Annotated in this window: 18 protein-coding genes; 6 read left to right on the top strand and 12 right to left on the bottom strand. The window is 61.1% G+C overall.

Features of this window, described 5'->3' with window-relative positions:
- Positions 1-8 precede the first annotated feature (8 nt).
- From ACE4QZ_RS02605 to coxB, 3 genes are read right to left on the bottom strand one after another with little or no spacing between them, the layout of a single operon-like run.
- On the bottom strand, positions 9-575 hold the full coding sequence (locus ACE4QZ_RS02605; protein WP_021784585.1) for a cytochrome c oxidase assembly protein: 567 nt from the start codon (positions 573-575) through the stop codon (positions 9-11).
- Between the two features lie 9 nt (positions 576-584).
- Positions 585-2,174, bottom strand: a complete 1,590-nt coding sequence (ctaD, locus tag ACE4QZ_RS02600; RefSeq protein ID WP_021784584.1) for a cytochrome c oxidase subunit I — start codon at positions 2,172-2,174, stop codon at positions 585-587.
- Between the two features lie 43 nt (positions 2,175-2,217).
- Complete coding sequence (coxB, locus tag ACE4QZ_RS02595) at positions 2,218-3,345, bottom strand: cytochrome c oxidase subunit II (protein WP_021784583.1); 1,128 nt, start codon at positions 3,343-3,345, stop codon at positions 2,218-2,220.
- A gap of 369 nt (positions 3,346-3,714) precedes the next feature.
- Here coxB and ACE4QZ_RS02590 point away from each other — a divergent pair, with 369 nt between their 5' ends.
- Positions 3,715-4,356 carry a hypothetical protein gene (locus tag ACE4QZ_RS02590; protein ID WP_028697691.1) on the top strand — a complete coding sequence of 214 codons (642 nt, stop codon included), beginning with the start codon at positions 3,715-3,717 and terminating at the stop codon, positions 4,354-4,356.
- A gap of 188 nt (positions 4,357-4,544) precedes the next feature.
- Here the strand turns inward: ACE4QZ_RS02590 and ACE4QZ_RS02585 are convergent, their stop codons facing one another.
- The 6 genes from ACE4QZ_RS02585 to prlC all read right to left on the bottom strand — a co-directional run bounded on the left by ACE4QZ_RS02585 (position 4,545) and on the right by prlC (position 12,904).
- Positions 4,545-6,077 carry a SulP family inorganic anion transporter gene (locus tag ACE4QZ_RS02585; protein WP_021784581.1) on the bottom strand — a complete coding sequence of 511 codons (1,533 nt, stop codon included), beginning with the start codon at positions 6,075-6,077 and terminating at the stop codon, positions 4,545-4,547.
- 192 nt (positions 6,078-6,269) lie between these two features.
- On the bottom strand, positions 6,270-6,989 hold the full coding sequence (locus ACE4QZ_RS02580; RefSeq protein WP_003253046.1) for a carbonic anhydrase: 720 nt from the start codon (positions 6,987-6,989) through the stop codon (positions 6,270-6,272).
- 302 nt (positions 6,990-7,291) lie between these two features.
- Entirely contained in the window at positions 7,292-8,350 is a 1,059-nt protein-coding gene (locus ACE4QZ_RS02575; protein WP_021784580.1) for a PA0069 family radical SAM protein, read from the bottom strand.
- A gap of 70 nt (positions 8,351-8,420) precedes the next feature.
- Positions 8,421-10,415: a M3 family metallopeptidase gene (locus tag ACE4QZ_RS02570; RefSeq protein ID WP_021784579.1), complete on the bottom strand. Its 1,995-nt coding sequence runs from the start codon at positions 10,413-10,415 to the stop codon at positions 8,421-8,423.
- Positions 10,416-10,538: 123 nt separating this feature from the next.
- The gene (locus ACE4QZ_RS02565; RefSeq protein ID WP_410480394.1) at positions 10,539-10,820 is read right to left on the bottom strand and encodes a YheV family putative zinc ribbon protein; all 282 of its coding nucleotides are present in this window, start codon (positions 10,818-10,820) and stop codon (positions 10,539-10,541) included.
- Positions 10,817-12,904, bottom strand: coding sequence for an oligopeptidase A (gene prlC / locus ACE4QZ_RS02560; RefSeq protein WP_021784578.1), 2,088 nt, complete (start codon positions 12,902-12,904; stop codon positions 10,817-10,819). Before prlC ends, ACE4QZ_RS02565 begins: the two co-directional genes overlap by 4 nt.
- Positions 12,905-12,970: 66 nt before the next feature.
- Here prlC and ACE4QZ_RS02555 point away from each other — a divergent pair, with 66 nt between their 5' ends.
- Together ACE4QZ_RS02555 and ACE4QZ_RS02550 are read left to right on the top strand one after the other, a co-directional pair.
- A complete protein-coding gene (locus ACE4QZ_RS02555; protein WP_021784577.1) occupies positions 12,971-13,519 on the top strand; it encodes a gamma carbonic anhydrase family protein in 549 nt (182 codons plus the stop codon).
- A 121-nt stretch (positions 13,520-13,640) separates the two neighbouring features.
- Positions 13,641-14,291, top strand: a complete 651-nt coding sequence (locus ACE4QZ_RS02550; RefSeq protein ID WP_021784576.1) for an HAD family hydrolase — start codon at positions 13,641-13,643, stop codon at positions 14,289-14,291.
- Positions 14,292-14,325: 34 nt separating this feature from the next.
- Here the strand turns inward: ACE4QZ_RS02550 and ACE4QZ_RS02545 are convergent, their stop codons facing one another.
- On the bottom strand, positions 14,326-15,402 hold the full coding sequence (locus ACE4QZ_RS02545) for an aminopeptidase (RefSeq protein ID WP_021784575.1): 1,077 nt from the start codon (positions 15,400-15,402) through the stop codon (positions 14,326-14,328).
- An 85-nt stretch (positions 15,403-15,487) separates the two neighbouring features.
- Here ACE4QZ_RS02545 and ACE4QZ_RS02540 point away from each other — a divergent pair, with 85 nt between their 5' ends.
- Together ACE4QZ_RS02540 and ACE4QZ_RS02535 are read left to right on the top strand one after the other, a co-directional pair.
- Positions 15,488-15,901, top strand: a complete 414-nt coding sequence (locus ACE4QZ_RS02540; RefSeq protein ID WP_021784574.1) for a hypothetical protein — start codon at positions 15,488-15,490, stop codon at positions 15,899-15,901.
- A 55-nt stretch (positions 15,902-15,956) separates the two neighbouring features.
- Positions 15,957-16,370, top strand: a complete 414-nt coding sequence (locus ACE4QZ_RS02535) for a hypothetical protein (protein ID WP_021784573.1) — start codon at positions 15,957-15,959, stop codon at positions 16,368-16,370.
- Positions 16,371-16,405: 35 nt separating this feature from the next.
- On the opposite strand, the gene ACE4QZ_RS02530 is transcribed toward ACE4QZ_RS02535, so the two are convergent.
- A complete protein-coding gene (locus ACE4QZ_RS02530) occupies positions 16,406-16,639 on the bottom strand; it encodes a DUF1161 domain-containing protein (RefSeq protein WP_021784572.1) in 234 nt (77 codons plus the stop codon).
- Between the two features lie 75 nt (positions 16,640-16,714).
- Positions 16,715-17,140, bottom strand: coding sequence for an OsmC family protein (locus ACE4QZ_RS02525; RefSeq protein ID WP_021784571.1), 426 nt, complete (start codon positions 17,138-17,140; stop codon positions 16,715-16,717).
- Positions 17,141-17,292: 152 nt separating this feature from the next.
- Between ACE4QZ_RS02525 and ACE4QZ_RS02520 the strand changes: the two genes are divergently transcribed.
- Positions 17,293-18,297 (top strand): LLM class flavin-dependent oxidoreductase, encoded by a 1,005-nt coding sequence (locus ACE4QZ_RS02520; RefSeq protein WP_021784570.1) that lies wholly within the window; start codon positions 17,293-17,295, stop codon positions 18,295-18,297.
- Positions 18,298-18,393: the final 96 nt, after the last annotated feature.

The raw sequence follows: 18,393 nt of genomic DNA, 5'->3' as shown, positions 1-18,393 counted from the left end.
TCCTTCCCTTAACGGGCGCCCTGGACGTCCTGCGCCGCAACGTGCGCGACCGGCGGGTGGCGAGCGGTGATGTCGAACAAGGTGTAGGCCAGTGTCAGTTGCTTCACGCTGGCCGGCAGGTCGCGGTCGACGATGAAGCGCACCGGCATCTCGATGCGTTCGCCGGGCTGCAGCACCTGCTGGGTAAAGCAGAAGCACTCGGTCTTGTGGAAGTAGGCCGCGGCCTCGGCCGGGGTAATGCTGGGTATTGCCTGCGCACTCATCGGCCGGTCGGTCGGGTTGTGGGCAATGAAAATCATCTGGTTCACCGCCCCCGGGTTGACCTCCAGCTGGTCGGCAGTGGAGTAGAAGTCCCAGACCATGTCGCTGGCATTGGTCGACATGAACTGCACCCGCACCGCACGCGTCGGGTCGCTGACCTGGCTACCTTCGTACTGGCCGCCGGTCTTGCCGTTGATACCGAAGGCTTTGCACATCACGTCGTAGATCGGCACCAGCGCGAAGCCGAAGGCGAACATCACCACCGTCAGCATCAGCAGGCGCGTTACCAGGCGTTTCAGCGACAGGCCGTTCATGGCAGGTTCCTATTTCACTTCCGGGGGTGTCTGGAAGGTGTGGTAGGGCGCAGGTGAGGGTATCGACCACTCAAGGCCCTCGGCGCCATCCCAGGGTTTGGCCGGTGCCGGCGCGCCACCGCGAATGCACTTGATGACAATGAATAGGAAGAAGATCTGCGTGGCACCGAACATGAACGCGCCGATCGACGACACCATGTTGAAATCGGCGAACTGCAGGTTGTAGTCGGGAATGCGCCGTGGCATGCCGGCCAAACCTACGAAGTGCATGGGGAAGAAGGCCATGTTCATGCCGATGAACGACAGCCAGAAATGCAGTTTGCCGAGGGTTTCGTCGTACATGTGGCCGGTCCATTTCGGCAGCCAGTAGTAGGCCGAGGCGAAGATGCCGAAAATTGCACCAGGCACCAGTACGTAGTGGAAATGCGCCACCACGAAGTAAGTGTCGTGGTACTGGAAGTCCGCCGGGGCGATCGCCAGCATCAGCCCGGAGAAACCGCCGATGGTGAACAGGATGACAAAGGCGATGGCGAACAGCATCGGCGTTTCGAAGGTGAGCGAACCTTCCCACATGGTGCTGACCCAGTTGAATACCTTCACCCCGGTGGGCACGGCAATCAGCATGGTGGCGTACATGAAGAACAATTCGCCGACCACCGGGATGCCTACCACGAACATATGGTGGGCCCAGACGATGAATGACAGGAAGGCGATGGCGCCGGTGGCGTACACCATCGAGGTGTAACCGAACAGCGGCTTGCGCGAGAACGCCGGGATGATCGAGCTGACCGCACCGAAGGCGGGCAGGATCATGATGTAAACCTCAGGGTGACCGAAGAACCAGAACACATGCTGGAACAGCACCGGGTCACCGCCACCTGCGGCACTGAAAAAGCTGGTACCGAAGTGGATGTCCATCAGCATCATGGTTACCACGCCGGCCAGCACCGGCATCACCGCAATCAGCAGGAACGCGGTAATCAACCAGGTCCAGACGAACAGCGGCATTTTCATCAGGGTCATGCCGGGGGCACGCAGGTTGAGGATGGTGGCAATCACGTTGATCGCCCCCATGATCGAACTGATACCCATCAGGTGGATGGCGAAGATGAAGAAGGTGACGCTGGCTGGCGCATAGGTGGTGGAAAGCGGCGCGTAGAACGTCCAGCCAAAGTTCGGCCCTCCGCCCGGGCTGAACAAGGTTGATACCAGCAGCAGGAAGGCCGCCGGCAGCAGCCAGAAGCTGAAGTTGTTCATCCGTGGCAGTGCCATGTCAGGTGCGCCGATCATCAGCGGGATCATCCAGTTGGCCAGGCCGACGAAGGCTGGCATCACCGCGCCGAACACCATGATCAGGCCATGCATGGTGGTCATCTGGTTGAAGAACGCCGGCTCCACGATCTGCAATCCCGGCTGGAAAAGCTCGGCGCGGATCACCATGGCAAACGAGCCACCGAGCAGGAACATGATGAAACTGAACCACAGGTACATCGTGCCGATGTCTTTGTGGTTGGTGGTCAGTACCCAGCGCATCAGGCCCTTGGCCGGGCCGTGCGCATGGTCCTGGCCGTGGGCGTGGTCGTCGATCACTGCACTCATGTCCTGTCTCCTGCAATCCAATGATTGCCGCGAGTAACCCGGTTCACTTGGCTTCTGCCTGCTTCAGCGCCAGCACGTCCTTCGGCGTGACCATATCGCCTTTGTTGTTGCCCCAGGCGTTGCGCTCGTAGGTGACCACAGCGGCGATGTCGACTTCCGACAGCTGCTTGCCGAAAGCGGCCATGGCCGTGCCGGGCTTGCCATGGAAGACAATGCTCAAGTGGTCTTCCTTGGGCCCGGTGGCAATCTTCGAGCCTTTGAGCGCCGGGAACATTGGCGGCAGGCCCTGGCCTTCGGCCTGGTGACAGGCCACGCAGGTGGTGTGGTAGATCTTGTCGCCTCGCGCCACCAGCTCTTCCAGGGTCCATTCCTTGCTGGTCAGCTCCTTGAGCTTGGCGGCTTCAGCCTTGCGCTCGCCCAGCCAGGTCTCGTAATCGGCCTTGGACTTGACGTCGACCACCACCGGCATGAAGCCGTGGTCCTTGCCGCACAGCTCGGTGCACTGACCACGGTAGATGCCGGGCTTTTCGATACGGGTCCAGGCTTCGTTGACGAAGCCCGGGATGGCGTCGCGCTTGACCGCGAAGGCCGGCACCCACCAGGAGTGGATCACGTCGGCAGCGGTGACCAGAAAGCGCACTTTCGCGCCCACCGGCAGCACCAGCGGCTGGTCGACTTCCAGCAGGTAATGCTCATCCTTGGGCGCCTTGTTGTGGATCTGGTCGGCAGGGGTAGCCAGGTTGCTGAAGAACTCGACGTCCTGGCCCAGGTACTTGTAATGCCATTTCCACTGGTACCCAGTGACCTGGATGTCGATGTCCGAGTCACTGGCATCGTAGATGTCGATCAGCGTCTTGGTGGCCGGGATAGCCATGGCCACCAGAATCAGGAAGGGGACTACGGTCCAGAGGATTTCCACCCAGGTGTGCTCGTGGAAATGCGCAGCCTGCTGGCCAGTGGAGCGGCGGTGGATGACCATCGACCAGAACATCGCGCCAAACACCACGATGCCAATGATCACGCAGATCCAGAAGATGGTCATGTGCAGGTCGAAGACGGCGTTGGAAACTTCCGTCGCCCCTGGGTGCATGTTCACGGTCCAGGCGGCGTTCGCCTGACCAAAAACCGACCACAACAGGAGGCCCATCCAGACATGTGGATGTCGCATCATTGCGGGTTCCCCTTCTAATTCTTGTTGTCCCGGAGGCGTGGCCTGCGGCAAGAGGGAACGGCGGTCAAGACTGCCTGGCTTCGACGACCGAGCCCCTGCTAAAAGCAGTCGGGCCTCATCAACGAATCACGTTCAACGGGAGTATAGACAGCGACCAATGGCACGCAATGACGCCTGTGAAATGAACTTCACGAAATGGCCAGAACGCCTGAAAACCGCGCGCTTGAGAGTTCATGGCAAAATGGTGGCATTCGGTTATGCCAGAGATAGCACACGTTTGCGTGGTTTATAACAAATACGTCTTAGGTATTCTGTATACCGAGCTAATTTAGTGTCTTCCGTTTGAAACGTAATGTCCCTGGAGTTGTCATGAACATCGCTGCTGTACGCGAGCAGGTAAGCCAAGCCCATCAACATGAAGGCCAGACCGGCCAATTGAAACAGCGTCTCGAGTTGCAACTGCCCCACCTGCACCCCTCGATCCAACTGCCTGAGCAGGACGCCCAGGGTACTTTGGCGCGCTTCGTCAGCGCCTACATCGATCAGGTTCCGGAACTGTTGGAGGCCGCCCACGAGGTCGCTCGCGAAGCCGGCATCGAAGCCCAGATCAAACCGGTACTGAAAATTGCCGAGGCCTACTTCCTTCAGCCGCCCAGTGTGATGCAAGGGCATGTGGGCCTGGACTGCCTACTGGATGAGGCCTACCTGGCGCACCGCTTGGTGGAAGAGGTGAATGACTTGTACATCCGCCACTTCCAGCAGCCGTTGATCCCGGTCGACACCACGGTGGCCAACCTGATTGCCCACCAGTTGATTGGCGAAAGCTTTGCCAACCAGCTGGATGAAGTGGTGCACCACTCGGTTGACGAAATGCTCAATGACGAAAGCTTTGCGGTGGAATCGGTGGAGGCTTACCGCGAAAAGCTAAGCAGCCCGGAAACCGGCGCGGCGTGGAAGCGCTGGCCATGCCTGTCGCGCCAGCTGGGTGTGGAGCTGGGTCAGCCGGCCTGATTGTCCTGTCCCGGCCCATTCGCGGGTGAACCCGCTCCTACAACGGCCTGTGCCGAACCACCGAAGCGTGCCCGGTGTAGGAGCGGCCTTGCCCGCGAATGGGCCGGGCCTGCTAACCAATTTCCACCCGCCGTTCACCGCTGCCGCTGCCATCGTATTTGCGGGTGAACCCGCTCCTTACACTGGGGCTAGGCCCCAACCCCCGCCGTGGTCCGCAAGCGCCCCTCGATCCGCCGCTTCAGGCGCCGCTGCTCTATCCGCAACCGTGATCCATTGGCAGAATTGCTGCGGCTCCAGTCCTCCAGCAACTCAAGGCACGAGTGGTCGATATAACTCAGGTTACCCAGCGGGACGTGCAACGTGGTGCCCGCCGGAACGCTATCAAGCACCTGGGTCAACGCCGGCACCTTGAGGAACGTCGCCGCACCGCTGAGCCGCAGCTCCATATGTCCCGGCTTCTCCAGGCTGACCAGGTTGATCTTCAGCCGCGCAGCCTTGAACGCCAGTTTCAGCAAGGTCAGGGCAAAGCCAAGCAGTACCCCAGTCAACAGGTCGGTAAAGATGATCGCCAGCGCCGTCGCCGCATAGGTGAACATCGGCATGCGGCCATAACGGCCTAGCCCACGAAACGCTTTGAAGTCGACCAGCTTGATCCCGGTAAACACCAGCACACCCGCCAGGCTCGCTACCGGTATCTGTTGCAGCACGCTACTAAGCGCCACCACGAACGCCAACAGCCATAGGCCATGGAAAATCGCCGAGGCCCGGGTCTGCGCTCCGGCCTGGACATTGGCCGAACTGCGCACGATCACCCCGGTCATCGGCAAGGCGCCCAGCACCCCGCAAAGCATGTTGCCAATGCCTTGGGCTGAAAGCTCACGGTCAAAATCCGAGCGCTGACCACTGTGCATGCGATCGACCGCTGCAGCCGACAGCAGGGTTTCGGCGCTGGCGATGAAAGCCAGGGCAAAGGCGGCGACCAGCAGAGCAGGGTCAGCCAGTTGCATCAGGTCACCCGGGCGAATCCAGTCAATGGCCTCAGTCAGGTCTGCCGGCACTTGCACGCGGTTTACCGGCAGGACCAGCCACATGCTGATGGCGGTCATGCTTGCCACGCCGAGCAAGGCACCCGGGACAAAGCGCAGCCGCTGCGGCCGAAGGCGCTCCCAACCCCACATGATGGCGATGGTCCCCAGGCCAAGCGCACCGGCCATCCAACCTGAGCCAACACCCTCCTGTGACAGGGCTGCCGCCACGGTTGCCGGGAACTCCAGCAGGTTCTGCAGGCCTGACGGTTGCGGCGCCGTGTCGAACATCACATGCACCTGAGACAGCACGATCAACACGCCAATCCCCGCCAGCATGCCGTACACCACCGCCGGCGCAGTGACGCGGAACCAGCAGCCCAGGCGCAGGCGCCCGGCCAGTAACTGCAGCAAGCCGGCCAACAGCAGGATCGGCCCAAGCATGGCCATGCCGTGCTGGCGTACCAGCTCGAACACCAGTACCGCCAGACCGGCAGCGGGGCCGCTGACCTGTAGCGGCGATCCGGCAAGGAACCCGACGACAATGCCGCCGATAATCCCAGTAATCAGGCCTTTCGCCGGTGGCATGCCCGAGGCGATCGCAATGCCCATGCACAACGGCAGGGCCACCAGGAAGACCACCACCGATGCCAGCAACTCACGCGGCAGGGCCGCTTTCAACTGTGTAATGTTCACCGTGTTTCTCCTTTCTCTAGTCGCACGGCCATTCCCCTGGCCGTGGGCACGTTTGCCCCTGACAAGCGCGCAGGCGCGGGCCGCCAGCGAGCACGCCGGCAGGGCAGTCAGGGAATTCAAGGCAGCCGAAGGCCGCGCCACACCCCTGTAGGGTGCAGCCGGCTATCAAGGTTCTAGCGGCGGACGGGTCGCTTAGTAGCGGCCTCTCGGAGTGGCGCAGGGAACGGGTTCACCAGCGGCCAAGGGCAGGAAGCTGTCGCTGGCGGCGTCGTAGGCTTCGATCTTGCTGGTCTCGATGTCGTACACCCAACCATGAATGAACAGCTCACCGGCCGCCAGGCGCGAAGCCACCGAAGGATGGGTGCGCAAGTGATGCAACTGGGCGATGACGTTCTCTTTGGTCAGCACTTGCATCGTCTCGTGCTCGCTGCCGCAGGAGCAGTTGTTCTCGACCACGGTGCGGGCTACTTCAGCGTGGCGCAACCAGGCGCCAACAGTAGGCATCTTGGTCAGCGACTGCGGGTTGAGTACCGCACGCATGGCGCCGCAGTCGGAGTGGCCACAGATGATGATGTGGTGCACTTTAAGCGCCATTACGGCGTACTCGATGGCGCTGGAAACGCCCCCGTTCATCTGGCCATAAGGCGGTACCACGTTACCCACGTTACGGGTTACGAACAGGTCGCCTGGCGAGCTTTGGGTGATCAGCTCGGGAACGATGCGCGAATCGGCACAGGTGATGAACATGGCGCGTGGTGTTTGCGCGGTGGCGAGCTTCTTGAACAGCTCTTGCTGATCAGGGAAAACATCATGGTGAAAGCGCAGGAAGCCGTCGACGATGTGCTTAAGGGCAGCATCGGCGCTTTCCGCGGGGACCTGCGGTACGACCTTGGATGGGTCCTTGACGGGCATGATTCATCCTCTTGACGGTGTGTAGGTAAATCCATTTTACCGGTGAAAGATTCAGGCTATGCAGGGTTTTAGATGACACGCACGGGCCATAGATCACAGTCGGTGTGGACTTATTACCTACGCTAGCGGGGAAAACTTAACTGAAACTTAATTAGAAGGCTCTAGAACGGGCGTTCCAGAGAAAAAGGCGGGAGTTGGATAATAGCAAAAAAACATCAGTTGCCAATATGTATTAGCGCAATTATTGGTTGTTATTAGTAGCGTTGTGAGCAATGCGCAGCCCTTGTGTGAGCGGGATCAAGTCAGAACAGCGTCATCTGCCCACCCGGCGGGCAGAACGCCGAGCAATCCAGCGCCTGCGCCTCGCGCCCTTCGAAATCCAGCCGCTTCATTGCCTTGGCAAAGCGCTGCGCCAGCAACTCGGCAAACACCCCTTCACCACGCATGCGTACGCCGAACCGGCTGTCATACAGCGCGCCACTGCGGCTCTGGCGGATCAGGCTCAACACATGCGCCGCCCGCTGCGGGTAATGGTCCTGTAACCACTGCTCGAACAACGGCGCCACTTCCAGCGGCAGACGCAGCATCATGTAGGCCGCACTCTGTGCGCCAGCCTCCCTGGCCGCCTCCAGCAGGCGCTCCAGCTCACTGTCGTTGATCATTGGAATCATTGGCGAACACAAAACACCCACCGGTACGCCCGCTTCACGCAATACCCGAATGGCCCTCAACCTCGCACCGGGTGAGGCCGCTCGGGGTTCGAGCACGCGCTTGAGGCTGTCGTCCAGCGTGGTCAGGCTGATCATCACCCGTGCCAGGCGCTGGCGGGCCATCTCAGCCAGCAGGTCAAGGTCGCGCAGCACCAGTGAACCCTTGGTGACAATGGTCACTGGGTGACGAAAACGCAGTAACACTTCGAGCAAGCGCCGGGTCAGTAACTGTTCCCGCTCAATCGGCTGGTAGGGGTCGGTGTTGGAGCCCAGATTGATCGGCGCGCACACGTAGCCCGGTTTGCTCAATTGCTGTGCCAGCACCTCGGCTGCGTTGGTCTTGGCTATCAGTTTGGTCTCGAAATCCAGGCCGGGAGAAAGGTCCCAGTAGGCGTGCGAGGGGCGGGCATAGCAGTAGATGCAGCCATGCTCGCAGCCACGGTAAGGGTTGATGGAGCGATCGAAAGGGAGGTCGGGTGAAGTGTTGCGGCTGATCACCGACTTGGCTGTCTCAATCCGCACCTCGGTGCCCTGGGTTTGCGGCACTTCCTGGTACCAGCCATCATCTTCCGCCACCGAATGACCAGGGGCAAAGCGGTTGTGTGGGTTGTGCGCCGTGCCACGGCCCTTTTGCGGTGCTGGAGGAATCATGGCTCACCTGCATACTGTATTCATATACAGTATCGTGCATGCCGGGATCTTTCCAGCACCTCTGGTCTGACTACTTCAGGCCATGCCAGCTGAGATACGCTGCCTGGCTCGATGGCCGCCCAAGAAACGCCTCGATGCCTTCACGTAACGGGCGCGATGCCCCTGGAGCGAACAGTGCTTCCTGCAGTGCCCGACCCGTGGCTTCGTTCAACAGGCCCTCGGCTTCGAAGCGGGTGAACAAATCGAAGGCATGCACATCCGACCACAGGTAGGCGTAGTAACCAGCATCGTAGCCGTTCACAAGGTGGTCGAAGGCATGCGCCGGATGTTCGAAATCAGCCAGCGGCCAGTAACCACAACGTTCGCGGGCATCACCCAATCGCTGTTCCAAGGACCTGCCATCGTTTGGTGTGCCATGCAGGTCCATGTCGAACAACGCCAGGCACAGATCACTCGCGATCTCCTCCACGCCCTGCTGTCGTAACTGCTGCAGGCACTCATCGGCTTGCTTGCGGGATAGTTGACGGCCGTCCTGCGTGCGCGCCGAGATCGCCACCAGATAGTCCGCGTCCCAGACCCAACGCTCGAACAGCTTGCCGAACAACTCCACACCATCGGTGCCCAGCTCGGTCACGTTGGACATGACGTGGTTCGTCGTACGTACCAGCAGGTGGTGCAAGGCATGGCCGAATTCATGGAAAAGCTTGCGCAGTGACAAATGATCGAGCAACGGCTGTAAACCTGACAGCGCTTGCGGCACATCACTGAACACCACCACCGAGGCTGCCTGGTAGATACCCTCTGCATCGACCCGGCGATTCCTTACATAGGTGGTAAACACCGCGTCTGGCTGCTTGCCTGCGTGTTGCACGGCATCCAGATACAGAAAGCCAATGAAAGCGCTGTCCTGCCACACCTCGAACGGCTGCACGCTGTCATCCCAAGCAGGCAGCGCTTTGGGCTGCAGCACTACACCAAACAACTTCTGCGCCAATTGCTGCAACGCACTGACAACGGTATTCAGCGGGAAGTAATCGCGCAGCGCTTCGGCAGGAAACTCACTACGCGAAGCACGCCGCAGGTACTCGAAATCCCAGGGCAGGGGTTTGCCCAGGCACTGCTCGGCAGCCCCGCGCTCCACCTGCGAACGCCACCGCAACATGGCAGGTCGCACATGCTCGGCCAGATCGTGGAGAAAACCGCACACCTGGGCTACCGAACCCGCACTCTTCACCTGCAAGCTCTGCTCCAGATGGCCGGAGTAACCGAGCAGGAGGGCCTTCGCCTCAAGCAACTGCGCCAGTTGCTGCAGATACGTGCCGTTGTCCTGTTGCGGATCATGGCTGACGCCGCGGGCGTGGAAAGCCCGGTACACACGCTCACGGAGCTGGCGGTTGCCAGCATGTTTGAGCACCTCACGAGTAGTCACCGTGTCACACGCAATCAACCACCCCTGCTTACCTGCTTGTTGTGCTCCTGCAGCCAATTCGTCGCGTACCCGCTGTGGTATGCCGCTCAGCTCGGCTTCATCGGTGATATTCAACCCAGGCCGGTTGATGTTGCTGCGGAACGCCTCGCGTGCGGTGCCAATCTGCGCCTGAAGGTTTGCCAGACGCGCTTTGCCTGCGGAGTCGAGTAACGCGCCGCCAGCGGCGAACTTGTCCAGATGCCAACGCAAGGTGGCGCGCTTCCCGGCATCCAGTTGTTTGCCGATGTCACTGCAGGCCAAGCGTTCATACAACTCATGCAAGCCAGTGTTGGCGAACTTCTGTTCGAAGCATGCCGTCGCTCTGCCGTAGAAATCGATGATGGCGTTGGCCCAGGCCGTATCCCGGCCGACCAGTGGTGAAGCGGCATACAACACTGCCAGCAGCCGGCTATCCAGCCCATCCACCGCCAGCACCATGTCATCCCAGGTGGGCATGGTTCGTTGATCACGGATGATGCGTTCTACACCGTTCTCGTGTGCCAGCAGCACGTGAGCGAATGCCGCCTGCATGTTTTCGAGGGTGATGGAGGAGTAATCGACGGGGATATGGCTATTTTGCAGAAGAGGGTTGGCCATGACGCACACCTTGCTGGTAGAAATGAGCAAGAGAGCTTGCATGGCCAACGTGCGCCAGGTGGCCTGACTATCTAACACCTGTCCATGCCTGCCCGGGCATTGCACCCGGGCGGCATGACCGTATTACTCAGCCGGCTTTTTCAGCTTCGGATTAGGGAAGAACTGCACGGTCTGCACCTTGGCCGGCGCGGCTTTCGGCGCCAGGTGGTTGACCCGGGTGCCCAGTTCCTTCGGCACCGACAAGCCCTGCTCGTTGAGGGAGTCGGTAAAGCCGCAAGCCACACACTCGCGGTGCGGTACGCCGTCTTCGTTCCACATCATCAGCTTGTCGGGCTCGCTGCACGCCGGGCACACGGCACCGGCAATGAAGCGCTTCTTGGTCTTGTTCACAGCTACCTCACTCATGCTGCAGCGTCCTCGGTGAGACCACTGTGGCGCAGCAATGCATCGATGGAAGGCTCACGCCCACGGAAGTCGACGAACAGTTCCATCGGCTCGCGCGAACCCCCACGGGCCAGGATCGCCTCGCGGAAGGCGCGGCCGGTCTCGGCGTTCAGCACGCCTTCTTCCTCGAAGCGCGAGAAGGCGTCAGCCGACAGCACTTCGGCCCACTTGTAGCTGTAGTAGCCCGCCGCGTAACCGCCCGCGAAAATGTGCGCAAAGCTGTTGGGGAAGCGGTTGTAAGCCGGCGGGCGCATGACCGACACCTCGTCACGCACACCTTCGAGCACCTGCAATACGCTGCGGCCGTCGCCATGGCTGGCGTGCAGCTCGAAATCGAACAGCGAGAACTCCAGCTGGCGCACCATCATCATGCCCGACTGGAAGTTTTTCGCGGCCAGCATCTTGTCCAGCAGGTCCTGGGGCAGGGCGGCGCCGGTTTCGTAGTGACCCGAAATCAGTGCCAGGCCTTCCGGCTCCCAGCACCAGTTTTCCATGAACTGGCTTGGCAGCTCGACCGCATCCCAGGCCACGCCGTTGATGCCGGACACGCCGGCATGCTCGATGCGGGTCAGCATGTGGTGCAGGCCGTGACCGAACTCGTGGAACAGGGTGGTGACTTCATCGTGGGTCAGCAACGCGGGCTTGCCGGGCGCGGCCGGAGTGAAGTTGCACACCAGGTTGGCCACCGGGCTCTGCAGCTGGCCGCCGACAGTGCGGCGACGGTCACGGGCGCCGTCCATCCAGGCGCCGCCACGCTTGTTGGCGCGGGCGTACAGGTCGAAGAAGAAACGGCCAACGTGCTGACCATTTTCCTTGATCTCGAACAGGCGTACGTCCGGGTGCCAACTGTCGAAGCCTTCAAGCTCGGCGATTTCGATGCCGTACAGGCGCTGCACGATGCTGAACAGGCCGCCCAGCACCTTGTCGATCGGGAAATAGGCGCGCAGGGCTTCCTGCGACACGCTGTAGCGCTGCTCGCGCAGCTTCTCGCCAAAGTAGCCGGCATCCCAGCTGGCCAGCTCGGGGCAGCCTTGTTCGGCAGCGTAGGCCTTGAGCTGTTGCAGGTCCTGGGCGGCGAACGGCTTGGAGCGCTTGGCCAAGTCACGCAGGAAGCTCAGCACCTGGTCGCTGGACTCGGCCATCTTGGTGGCCAGGCTCAGCTCGGCGTAGTTCTTGTAGCCCAGCAGTTCGGCCAGCTCCTGGCGCAGGTCGAGGATTTCGCGCATCACCGGGCCATTGTCGAACTGGCCGGCATTCGGGCCCTGGTCGGAGGCGCGGGTGCAGTAGGCGGCGTATAGCTCTTCGCGCAGGGCGCGGTCACTGGCGTAGGTCATCACCGCGTAGTAGCTGGGGAACTCCAGGGTGATCAACCAGCCGTCCAAGCCCTTGGCCTGGGCTGCAGCGGCCATCTGCGCCTTGGCCGAATCGGTCAGGCCGGCCAGCGCAGCTTCGTCGGTAACATGTTTGGTCCATGCCTGGGTGGCGTCGAGCAGCTGATTGGAGAAACGGCTGCCCAGCTCGCTGAGCTTGCTCTGCACCTCGGCGTAACGCTGCTGCTTGTCCGCTGGCAGGTCGATACCCGACAGGCGGAAGTCACGCAGGGCGTGCTCGAGGATAGTCTTTTGCGCCACGTCGAAGCTGGCGGCCTCCGGGCTGTTGATCAGCGCCTGGTAGGCTTCGAACAGCGCGCGGTTCTGGCCCAGTTCGGTAGAGTAGGCACTCAGGGCTGGCAGGCAAGACTCGTAAGCCTCGCGCAGCTCGGCGCTGTTGCACACCGCATTGAGGTGGCTGACCGGGCTCCAGGCCGCGCCCAGGCGGTCGTTCAGTTCGTCCATGGCCAGCACCAGGCCGGCCCATGTAGGGTTCTTGCCCTGCTTTTCTAGGATCTCGGCAATGGCTTTACGGTTGTCGGCCAGGATCGCTTCGATCGCCGGCAACACGTGTTCGGCACGAATTTGCGAGAAGGGCGGCAGATCGTGGGATTGCAGAAGCGGGTTGTTCGCAGTCACGGTTTGGATACCTTGGCAGAAGAAACACTGCCCCATCTTAATTACAATCGACGCCGACCGCAGCAGGCAGCCTGCCTATCGGCACAGATGAGAGACGCTATCATGGCCATTCGCAGCTTCCAGCAACACACTCCGAAAGTTGGGCCCAGGGCCTTCGTCGACCGTTCGGCGGTGGTGCTGGGCGACGTGGAGATCGGTGAAGACAGTTCGGTCTGGCCGTTGACCGTGGTGCGCGCCGACATGCACCGCATCCGCATTGGCGCGCGCACCAGCGTGCAGGACGGCAGCGTGCTGCACATTACCCATGCCGGGCCTTTCAACCCGGACGGTTTCCCGCTGATCATCGGTGACGAAGTGACCATCGGGCACAAAGTGATGCTGCATGGCTGCACCTTGGGCAACCGCATCCTGGTGGGCATGGGCAGCACTATCATGGACGGTGCCATCGTCGAGGACGAAGTGATCATCGGCGCTGGCAGCCTGGTGCCGCCAGGCAAACGCCTGGTCAGTGGCTACCTGTACATGGGCAGCCCGGTGAAACAGGCCCGGCTGCTGAATGACAAGGAGCGCGCATTTTTCTCCTACAGCGCCGGCAACTACGTGAAGCTCAAGGACCAGCACCTGGCCGAAGGCTACGATCAACCTGAATGACCGCATTCGCGGGCGCGCCCGCTCCCACGGGTTCAGTGGAGCCATCAAGGCCTGCGCTGTACCTGTGGAAGCGGGCATGCCCGCGAAGAAGGCCACGCAGCACTCAAGTGGAACCCTGTACATGCACCAGCAAAACATCCTCTTCGACCTCGACGGCACCCTGACCGACCCACGCCTGGGCATCACTCGCTCGATCCAGTACGCCCTGGCCAAACTGGGCATCGATGAACCGGACCTGGCCCGCCTCGAGCATTTCATCGGCCCACCCCTGCTGCAGGCTTTCATGCAGTTCTACAACTTCGACGAAGCCAAGGCCTGGGATGCGGTGAACTTCTACCGGGAGCGCTTCCGCGTGACCGGGCTGTACGAAAACCTGGTGTTCGCTGGCGTCCCCGAATTGCTCGAAGCCCTGAACGGCCAGGGCCGCACGCTGTACATTGCCACGTCAAAACCGTGGGAGTTCGCCCGCGAAATCGCCCGGCACTTCGCCTTCGATCATCACTTCAAGGTGATCTACGGCAGTGAGCTGGACGGCACGCGCACCAACAAGGTCGAGCTGATTCGCCATTTGCTGGATGAAGAAGGGCTGGACCCTGCACAGACGCTGATGATCGGTGACCGCAAGCATGACCTGATCGGCGCGCGCAGCAACGGGCTGCAGGCAGTAGCGGTGGGGTACGGGTTTGGCAGCCGGGAAGAGTTGATGGCAGAGGAGCCTGCCTTCCACTTTGCCACCTTGGCCGAGATGCATCAGGCATTCCTCAAGGCGTGACGGCCCTGGGGGCTGCCTTGCGGCCCCCTGGATCTTACCGGCCAGCCATCAACCCCTGTAGCGCTGCCTTTCTCTCATCAATGGGCAAACGCCCCAATTGCTCGACTTGCTCATAAAACCGGGCCCAGTCACCATCAACCTCATGGAACAGCGCGGCAAACGCCGGCACCCACTGGTCATACAGCCCGAACGGCAACAACTTGGCATTATTCATCGGCCCATGCATCCAGGCGTCATAGCGTTTGTCCCCACCCCATTGGCCATCACGCAACTGCCGGTATTCCTGCCTTAACCGGTCGAACTCCGCCCGCTTGGCCAGCCGCTTGTGCGCATCATCCAAAGGCCCGTCATAAATGGCCTGCAATCGCTCACGACAGGCCAGCACCAGGCGGATGAACTGGTCACGCTGCTGCTGCCTCTGCCCTGCGCCAACCGCTGCCAGCCCGCGCGCCGCCCGCCATTGCCGCGTGCCCTCCTGCTCGACGAACGAGGCGAAGGATTCATTGAATTCGGTATCGTCCTGCACGTAGAAGCGCTGGTGGGCCAGTTCATGGAAGATCAACGTAGCCAGGCGCTCATCGCCCCAGCCCACCATCGACGACAGAATCGGGTCATCGAACCAACCCAGGGTCGAATAAGCTTCCACGCCGCCGACGTAAACATCCAGGCCATCCTGGCGCATCAACGCCGCCGCGCCCCGCGCCGCGCCTTGCTGGTAGTAGCCGCGGTACGCCACGCACCCTGCTATCGGAAAGCAGTGCGTTACCGGTTGCAACGACAACTCGGGCGTGGCGAACACATTCCACACCACGTAGGGGCGGCCAAGGTCGGCGTATACCCGGTAGCTGCGGTTGTCTGGCAGTTTCAATTGCTGGCTGGCAAACACCCGCGCCTGTTCGGCCTGTTGCAGGTGCGCGCGCAAAGGTGCAGGGGTAGCAGGGTCGGCCAATACCTGCTCTACAGGCTGCCGCGCCCGCAGCAATTGCCACTGTCCCTGGGCCAGCTGCCCATAGTAGGCGGCATTGCTGCAACCGTTCAGCAGGAGCGCCGCAAGCAGCGGAACCAAACGGGTGAAAATGCGGTCGAGTGCCCCAAGGCCTGAGCGCTGCATAAGAAAAAGTCGAAGCATCCGGTACTGTCTGACTCGCTCAAGACCATTTCGCTCCAAGACTATCTCGCCAAGGGGGAGTTTCGCCATGCGTGCATTGTTGGTCGCCGGCTCACTGTTGTTGATCTCTGCCTGTTCAACATTGCCAGACCCAGACCCGAATCAGGCGTGGGTCGACCTCACGCGCTACGGCAACACCTCGCTGTACGCCGTGCAGGTAGATGAGCGTGACTGGGCTGACAGCCGCTATTTCGAGGTTCAACCCGGCAGCCACGAACTGACCGTGCGCTATCAGTTTCCGGTTAATCCCAGCAATATCGGCCCCGTCAATGAGCCACTATGGCGCGATTGCCAGGTCAAGCTGACCTTCAAGGACTTCAGCGCCGGGCAGCGTTATCAACTGCAGGCTGGCAGCATTGGCTTCCGCCCTTGGATAAAACTCTACGACCACCAGCAAAAACTGCTGGGTCAAGGGCTGCCGGCGGGTTGTCAGCGCACCTGAACCGCACAAACGGCGCTATGCTTGTTACTTGTAAATCGCAAGTGGGAGTTTCGCCATGCGCCAGCCCATGATGCTGATCGCCCTCAGTACACTGGGGGCTTGCGCCAGCCCCTTGCCGCCAGTCGACCCGAAGCAGGCGTGGGTCGACCTGTACACCATGACTCCCGGCCGGGTGATCATGGCCGACCGCCTCGATGGCAAGCGCCTGGAGGATGGCCGTTACTTTCAGGTGACGCCGGGCAAGCACGAACTGGTGGTGCGCTTTGATTATGAAATCTACTCGGGCGGCATCATGTCAGAACCCAGGGACCGAACCTGTTACCTGACCGTACGCTTTGACAACTTCAAGGCCGGCGAGCGCTATCGCCTGGAGGCGCGAGCGCCAGTGATGGAGCCGCAGGTGCTGCTGTATGACGCCAACCGCAAGGTGGTGGTGAACGAGCCTAGCGAGGTGTTCTGCATACCGTGAATTCGGGGCTGCATTGCAGCCCCGAGCTCTGATGCTTATCGATCGTTCTTCTGGTAGATGATCTTCTTCGTCCCGCCATCGCAGGTCCCGACGACCATGTTCTGGTCCTCGACCTCGCTGTTGGGCACGATCTCCAGCGTGTAGGACGTAACCCCTTGGGCCTGGATCTTGGCCTCGATCTCGGCTTTCAGCTCCTCGCATGGCTTGACGGCCGCCAGCGCAGACGTGGCGACAAGGGTAGCCAACACAGCGATAGCTACGCGAATCATGGAACGGCTCCTGGAAAGGGCAGTGGCGCTGCCGACGTTCTTTAGACTACAGCAAACCACTACCGTTGCACCGCTTCACCCCACCAATGCGGCATCCAGGCTGATCTTCGCATTCAAAACCTTGGACACCGGGCAGCCTTCCTTCGCCTTGCTGGCAATCTCCAGGAATTGAGCCTCGCTGGCCCCGGGTACCTTGGCCCTGAGCACCAGGTGCACGGCAGTAATGGCAAAACCGTCCGCTTGCTTGTCGAGCGTCACCTCTGCAGCCGTGTCGATCCGCTCTGCGGTAAGCCCCGCCTCGCCGAGCATCATTGATAGCGCCATCGAGAAACAACCGGCATGCGCCGCGCCGATCAGCTCCTCCGGGTTGGTACCGGGTGTGCCCTCGAAACGTGTATTGAAGCCATAAGGGTTCTGCTTGAGTGCGCCGCTTTCGGTAGAAAGCAGACCTTTCCCATCCTTCAGGCCACCTTGCCAGATCGCCGATGCTGTCTTTTTCATGATGCCTCCTGATCACTGGGTTGCTTGCCTACGGTTCAGAGGCCCGCCGCCTGCCGCAAGTTCAGAGCAATATGCTTGCAGGCATTGAATCCAACGAATGCGCCCATACAGAATCAAAAAGGCCTCTGGCCAATCATTCTTGCGGAGGCTCCATGACGCAGCTGCGTGACCTGAAGATTTCTACCCTGGACCTGGTGCCCGTGCGCGCCGACGCCGGCCCCGCGCAATCGCTGCGCAACTCGCTGGACCTGGCGCAGCATGTCGAGCGCTTTGGCTATAACCGTTTTTGGGTGGCCGAGCACCACAACATGGACGGCATCGCCAGTTCGGCGACTTCGGTGCTGATCGGCTACCTGGCCGGTGGGACCTCACGTATTCGCGTGGGCTCTGGCGGGGTAATGCTGCCCAACCATGCGCCGCTGGTAATTGCCGAGCAGTTCGGCACCTTGGCCAGCCTGTATCCGGGGCGTATCGACCTTGGCCTGGGCCGTGCGCCGGGTTCGGACCAAATGACCGCCTATGCCCTGCGACGCGAGCGCGCTGGCAGCCCGGATGACTTCCCGGACGATGTCGAGGAGCTTTCGCGCTACCTCGGGCCACGCACCGATGATCAAAAAGTGATCGCCGTACCCGGGCACGACACCGACGTGCCAATGTGGTTGCTGGGATCCAGCCTGTTCAGCGCCCAGCTGGCCGGCATGCGCGGCATGCCCTACGCCTTCGCCTCGCATTTCGCACCACGCTACATGCACGAGGCGATTCGCGTATATCGCAACCATTTCAGGCCCTCGACCACGCTGGATAAGCCGTATGTGATGCTGGGCATACCCATGGTGGTGGCGCAGACCGACGAGAAGGCCGAATACCTGGCAACCTCGGTCTACCAACGCATCCTGGCGCTGATTCGCGGACAGAGCCTGATGCAGAAGCCACCCGTGGAGAGCATGGATGGGCTGTGGTTGCCCCATGAGCGAGAGACGGTGGGCAGCTTCCTGGGGTTGGCCATGATTGGCAGCCCGCAGAAGGTAAAGGCCAAGGTAGAAGTGCTGCTGGACCAGACGGGTGCGGATGAACTGATCTTTACCTGTGACTTGTATGAACATGCGGACCGCATTCGGTCATATGAGCTGATGGCGCAGGCCCTCAAGACCGAGTGACCCTCGTCGCGGGCTCGCCCGTTTCCACAGGTTGACTGAAGCCTTCAAGGCCTGCGCTGTACCTGTGGGAGCGGGCAAGCCCGCGAATGAGCGGGG

The organism is Pseudomonas sp. DCA-1 (assembly GCF_046523955.1).
Classification (GTDB): Bacteria; Pseudomonadota; Gammaproteobacteria; order Pseudomonadales; family Pseudomonadaceae; genus Aquipseudomonas; species Aquipseudomonas putida_Y.
The sequence above is the reverse complement of the archived record's forward strand: the minus strand, read 5'-3'. Positions and strand labels throughout refer to the sequence as shown.

What these genes read in the sequence shown, in the direction of transcription:
- ctaD (WP_021784584.1), bottom strand. Translation starts at nt 2,174, where the DNA reads ATGAGTGCAGTGATCGACGACCACGCCCACGGCCAGGACCATGCGCAC.
- ACE4QZ_RS02530 (WP_021784572.1), bottom strand. Translation starts at nt 16,639, where the DNA reads ATGATTCGCGTAGCTATCGCTGTGTTGGCTACCCTTGTCGCCACGTCT.
- ACE4QZ_RS02570 (WP_021784579.1), bottom strand. Translation starts at nt 10,415, where the DNA reads ATGGCCAACCCTCTTCTGCAAAATAGCCATATCCCCGTCGATTACTCC.
- ACE4QZ_RS02550 (WP_021784576.1), top strand. Translation starts at nt 13,641, where the DNA reads ATGCACCAGCAAAACATCCTCTTCGACCTCGACGGCACCCTGACCGAC.
- ACE4QZ_RS02525 (WP_021784571.1), bottom strand. Translation starts at nt 17,140, where the DNA reads ATGAAAAAGACAGCATCGGCGATCTGGCAAGGTGGCCTGAAGGATGGG.
- ACE4QZ_RS02590 (WP_028697691.1), top strand. Translation starts at nt 3,715, where the DNA reads ATGAACATCGCTGCTGTACGCGAGCAGGTAAGCCAAGCCCATCAACAT.
- ACE4QZ_RS02535 (WP_021784573.1), top strand. Translation starts at nt 15,957, where the DNA reads ATGCGCCAGCCCATGATGCTGATCGCCCTCAGTACACTGGGGGCTTGC.
- ACE4QZ_RS02540 (WP_021784574.1), top strand. Translation starts at nt 15,488, where the DNA reads ATGCGTGCATTGTTGGTCGCCGGCTCACTGTTGTTGATCTCTGCCTGT.
- prlC (WP_021784578.1), bottom strand. Translation starts at nt 12,904, where the DNA reads ATGGGGCAGTGTTTCTTCTGCCAAGGTATCCAAACCGTGACTGCGAAC.
- ACE4QZ_RS02575 (WP_021784580.1), bottom strand. Translation starts at nt 8,350, where the DNA reads ATGATTCCTCCAGCACCGCAAAAGGGCCGTGGCACGGCGCACAACCCA.
- ACE4QZ_RS02555 (WP_021784577.1), top strand. Translation starts at nt 12,971, where the DNA reads ATGGCCATTCGCAGCTTCCAGCAACACACTCCGAAAGTTGGGCCCAGG.
- ACE4QZ_RS02580 (WP_003253046.1), bottom strand. Translation starts at nt 6,989, where the DNA reads ATGCCCGTCAAGGACCCATCCAAGGTCGTACCGCAGGTCCCCGCGGAA.
- ACE4QZ_RS02520 (WP_021784570.1), top strand. Translation starts at nt 17,293, where the DNA reads ATGACGCAGCTGCGTGACCTGAAGATTTCTACCCTGGACCTGGTGCCC.
- coxB (WP_021784583.1), bottom strand. Translation starts at nt 3,345, where the DNA reads ATGATGCGACATCCACATGTCTGGATGGGCCTCCTGTTGTGGTCGGTT.
- ACE4QZ_RS02605 (WP_021784585.1), bottom strand. Translation starts at nt 575, where the DNA reads ATGAACGGCCTGTCGCTGAAACGCCTGGTAACGCGCCTGCTGATGCTG.
- ACE4QZ_RS02565 (WP_410480394.1), bottom strand. Translation starts at nt 10,820, where the DNA reads ATGAGTGAGGTAGCTGTGAACAAGACCAAGAAGCGCTTCATTGCCGGT.
- ACE4QZ_RS02545 (WP_021784575.1), bottom strand. Translation starts at nt 15,402, where the DNA reads ATGCAGCGCTCAGGCCTTGGGGCACTCGACCGCATTTTCACCCGTTTG.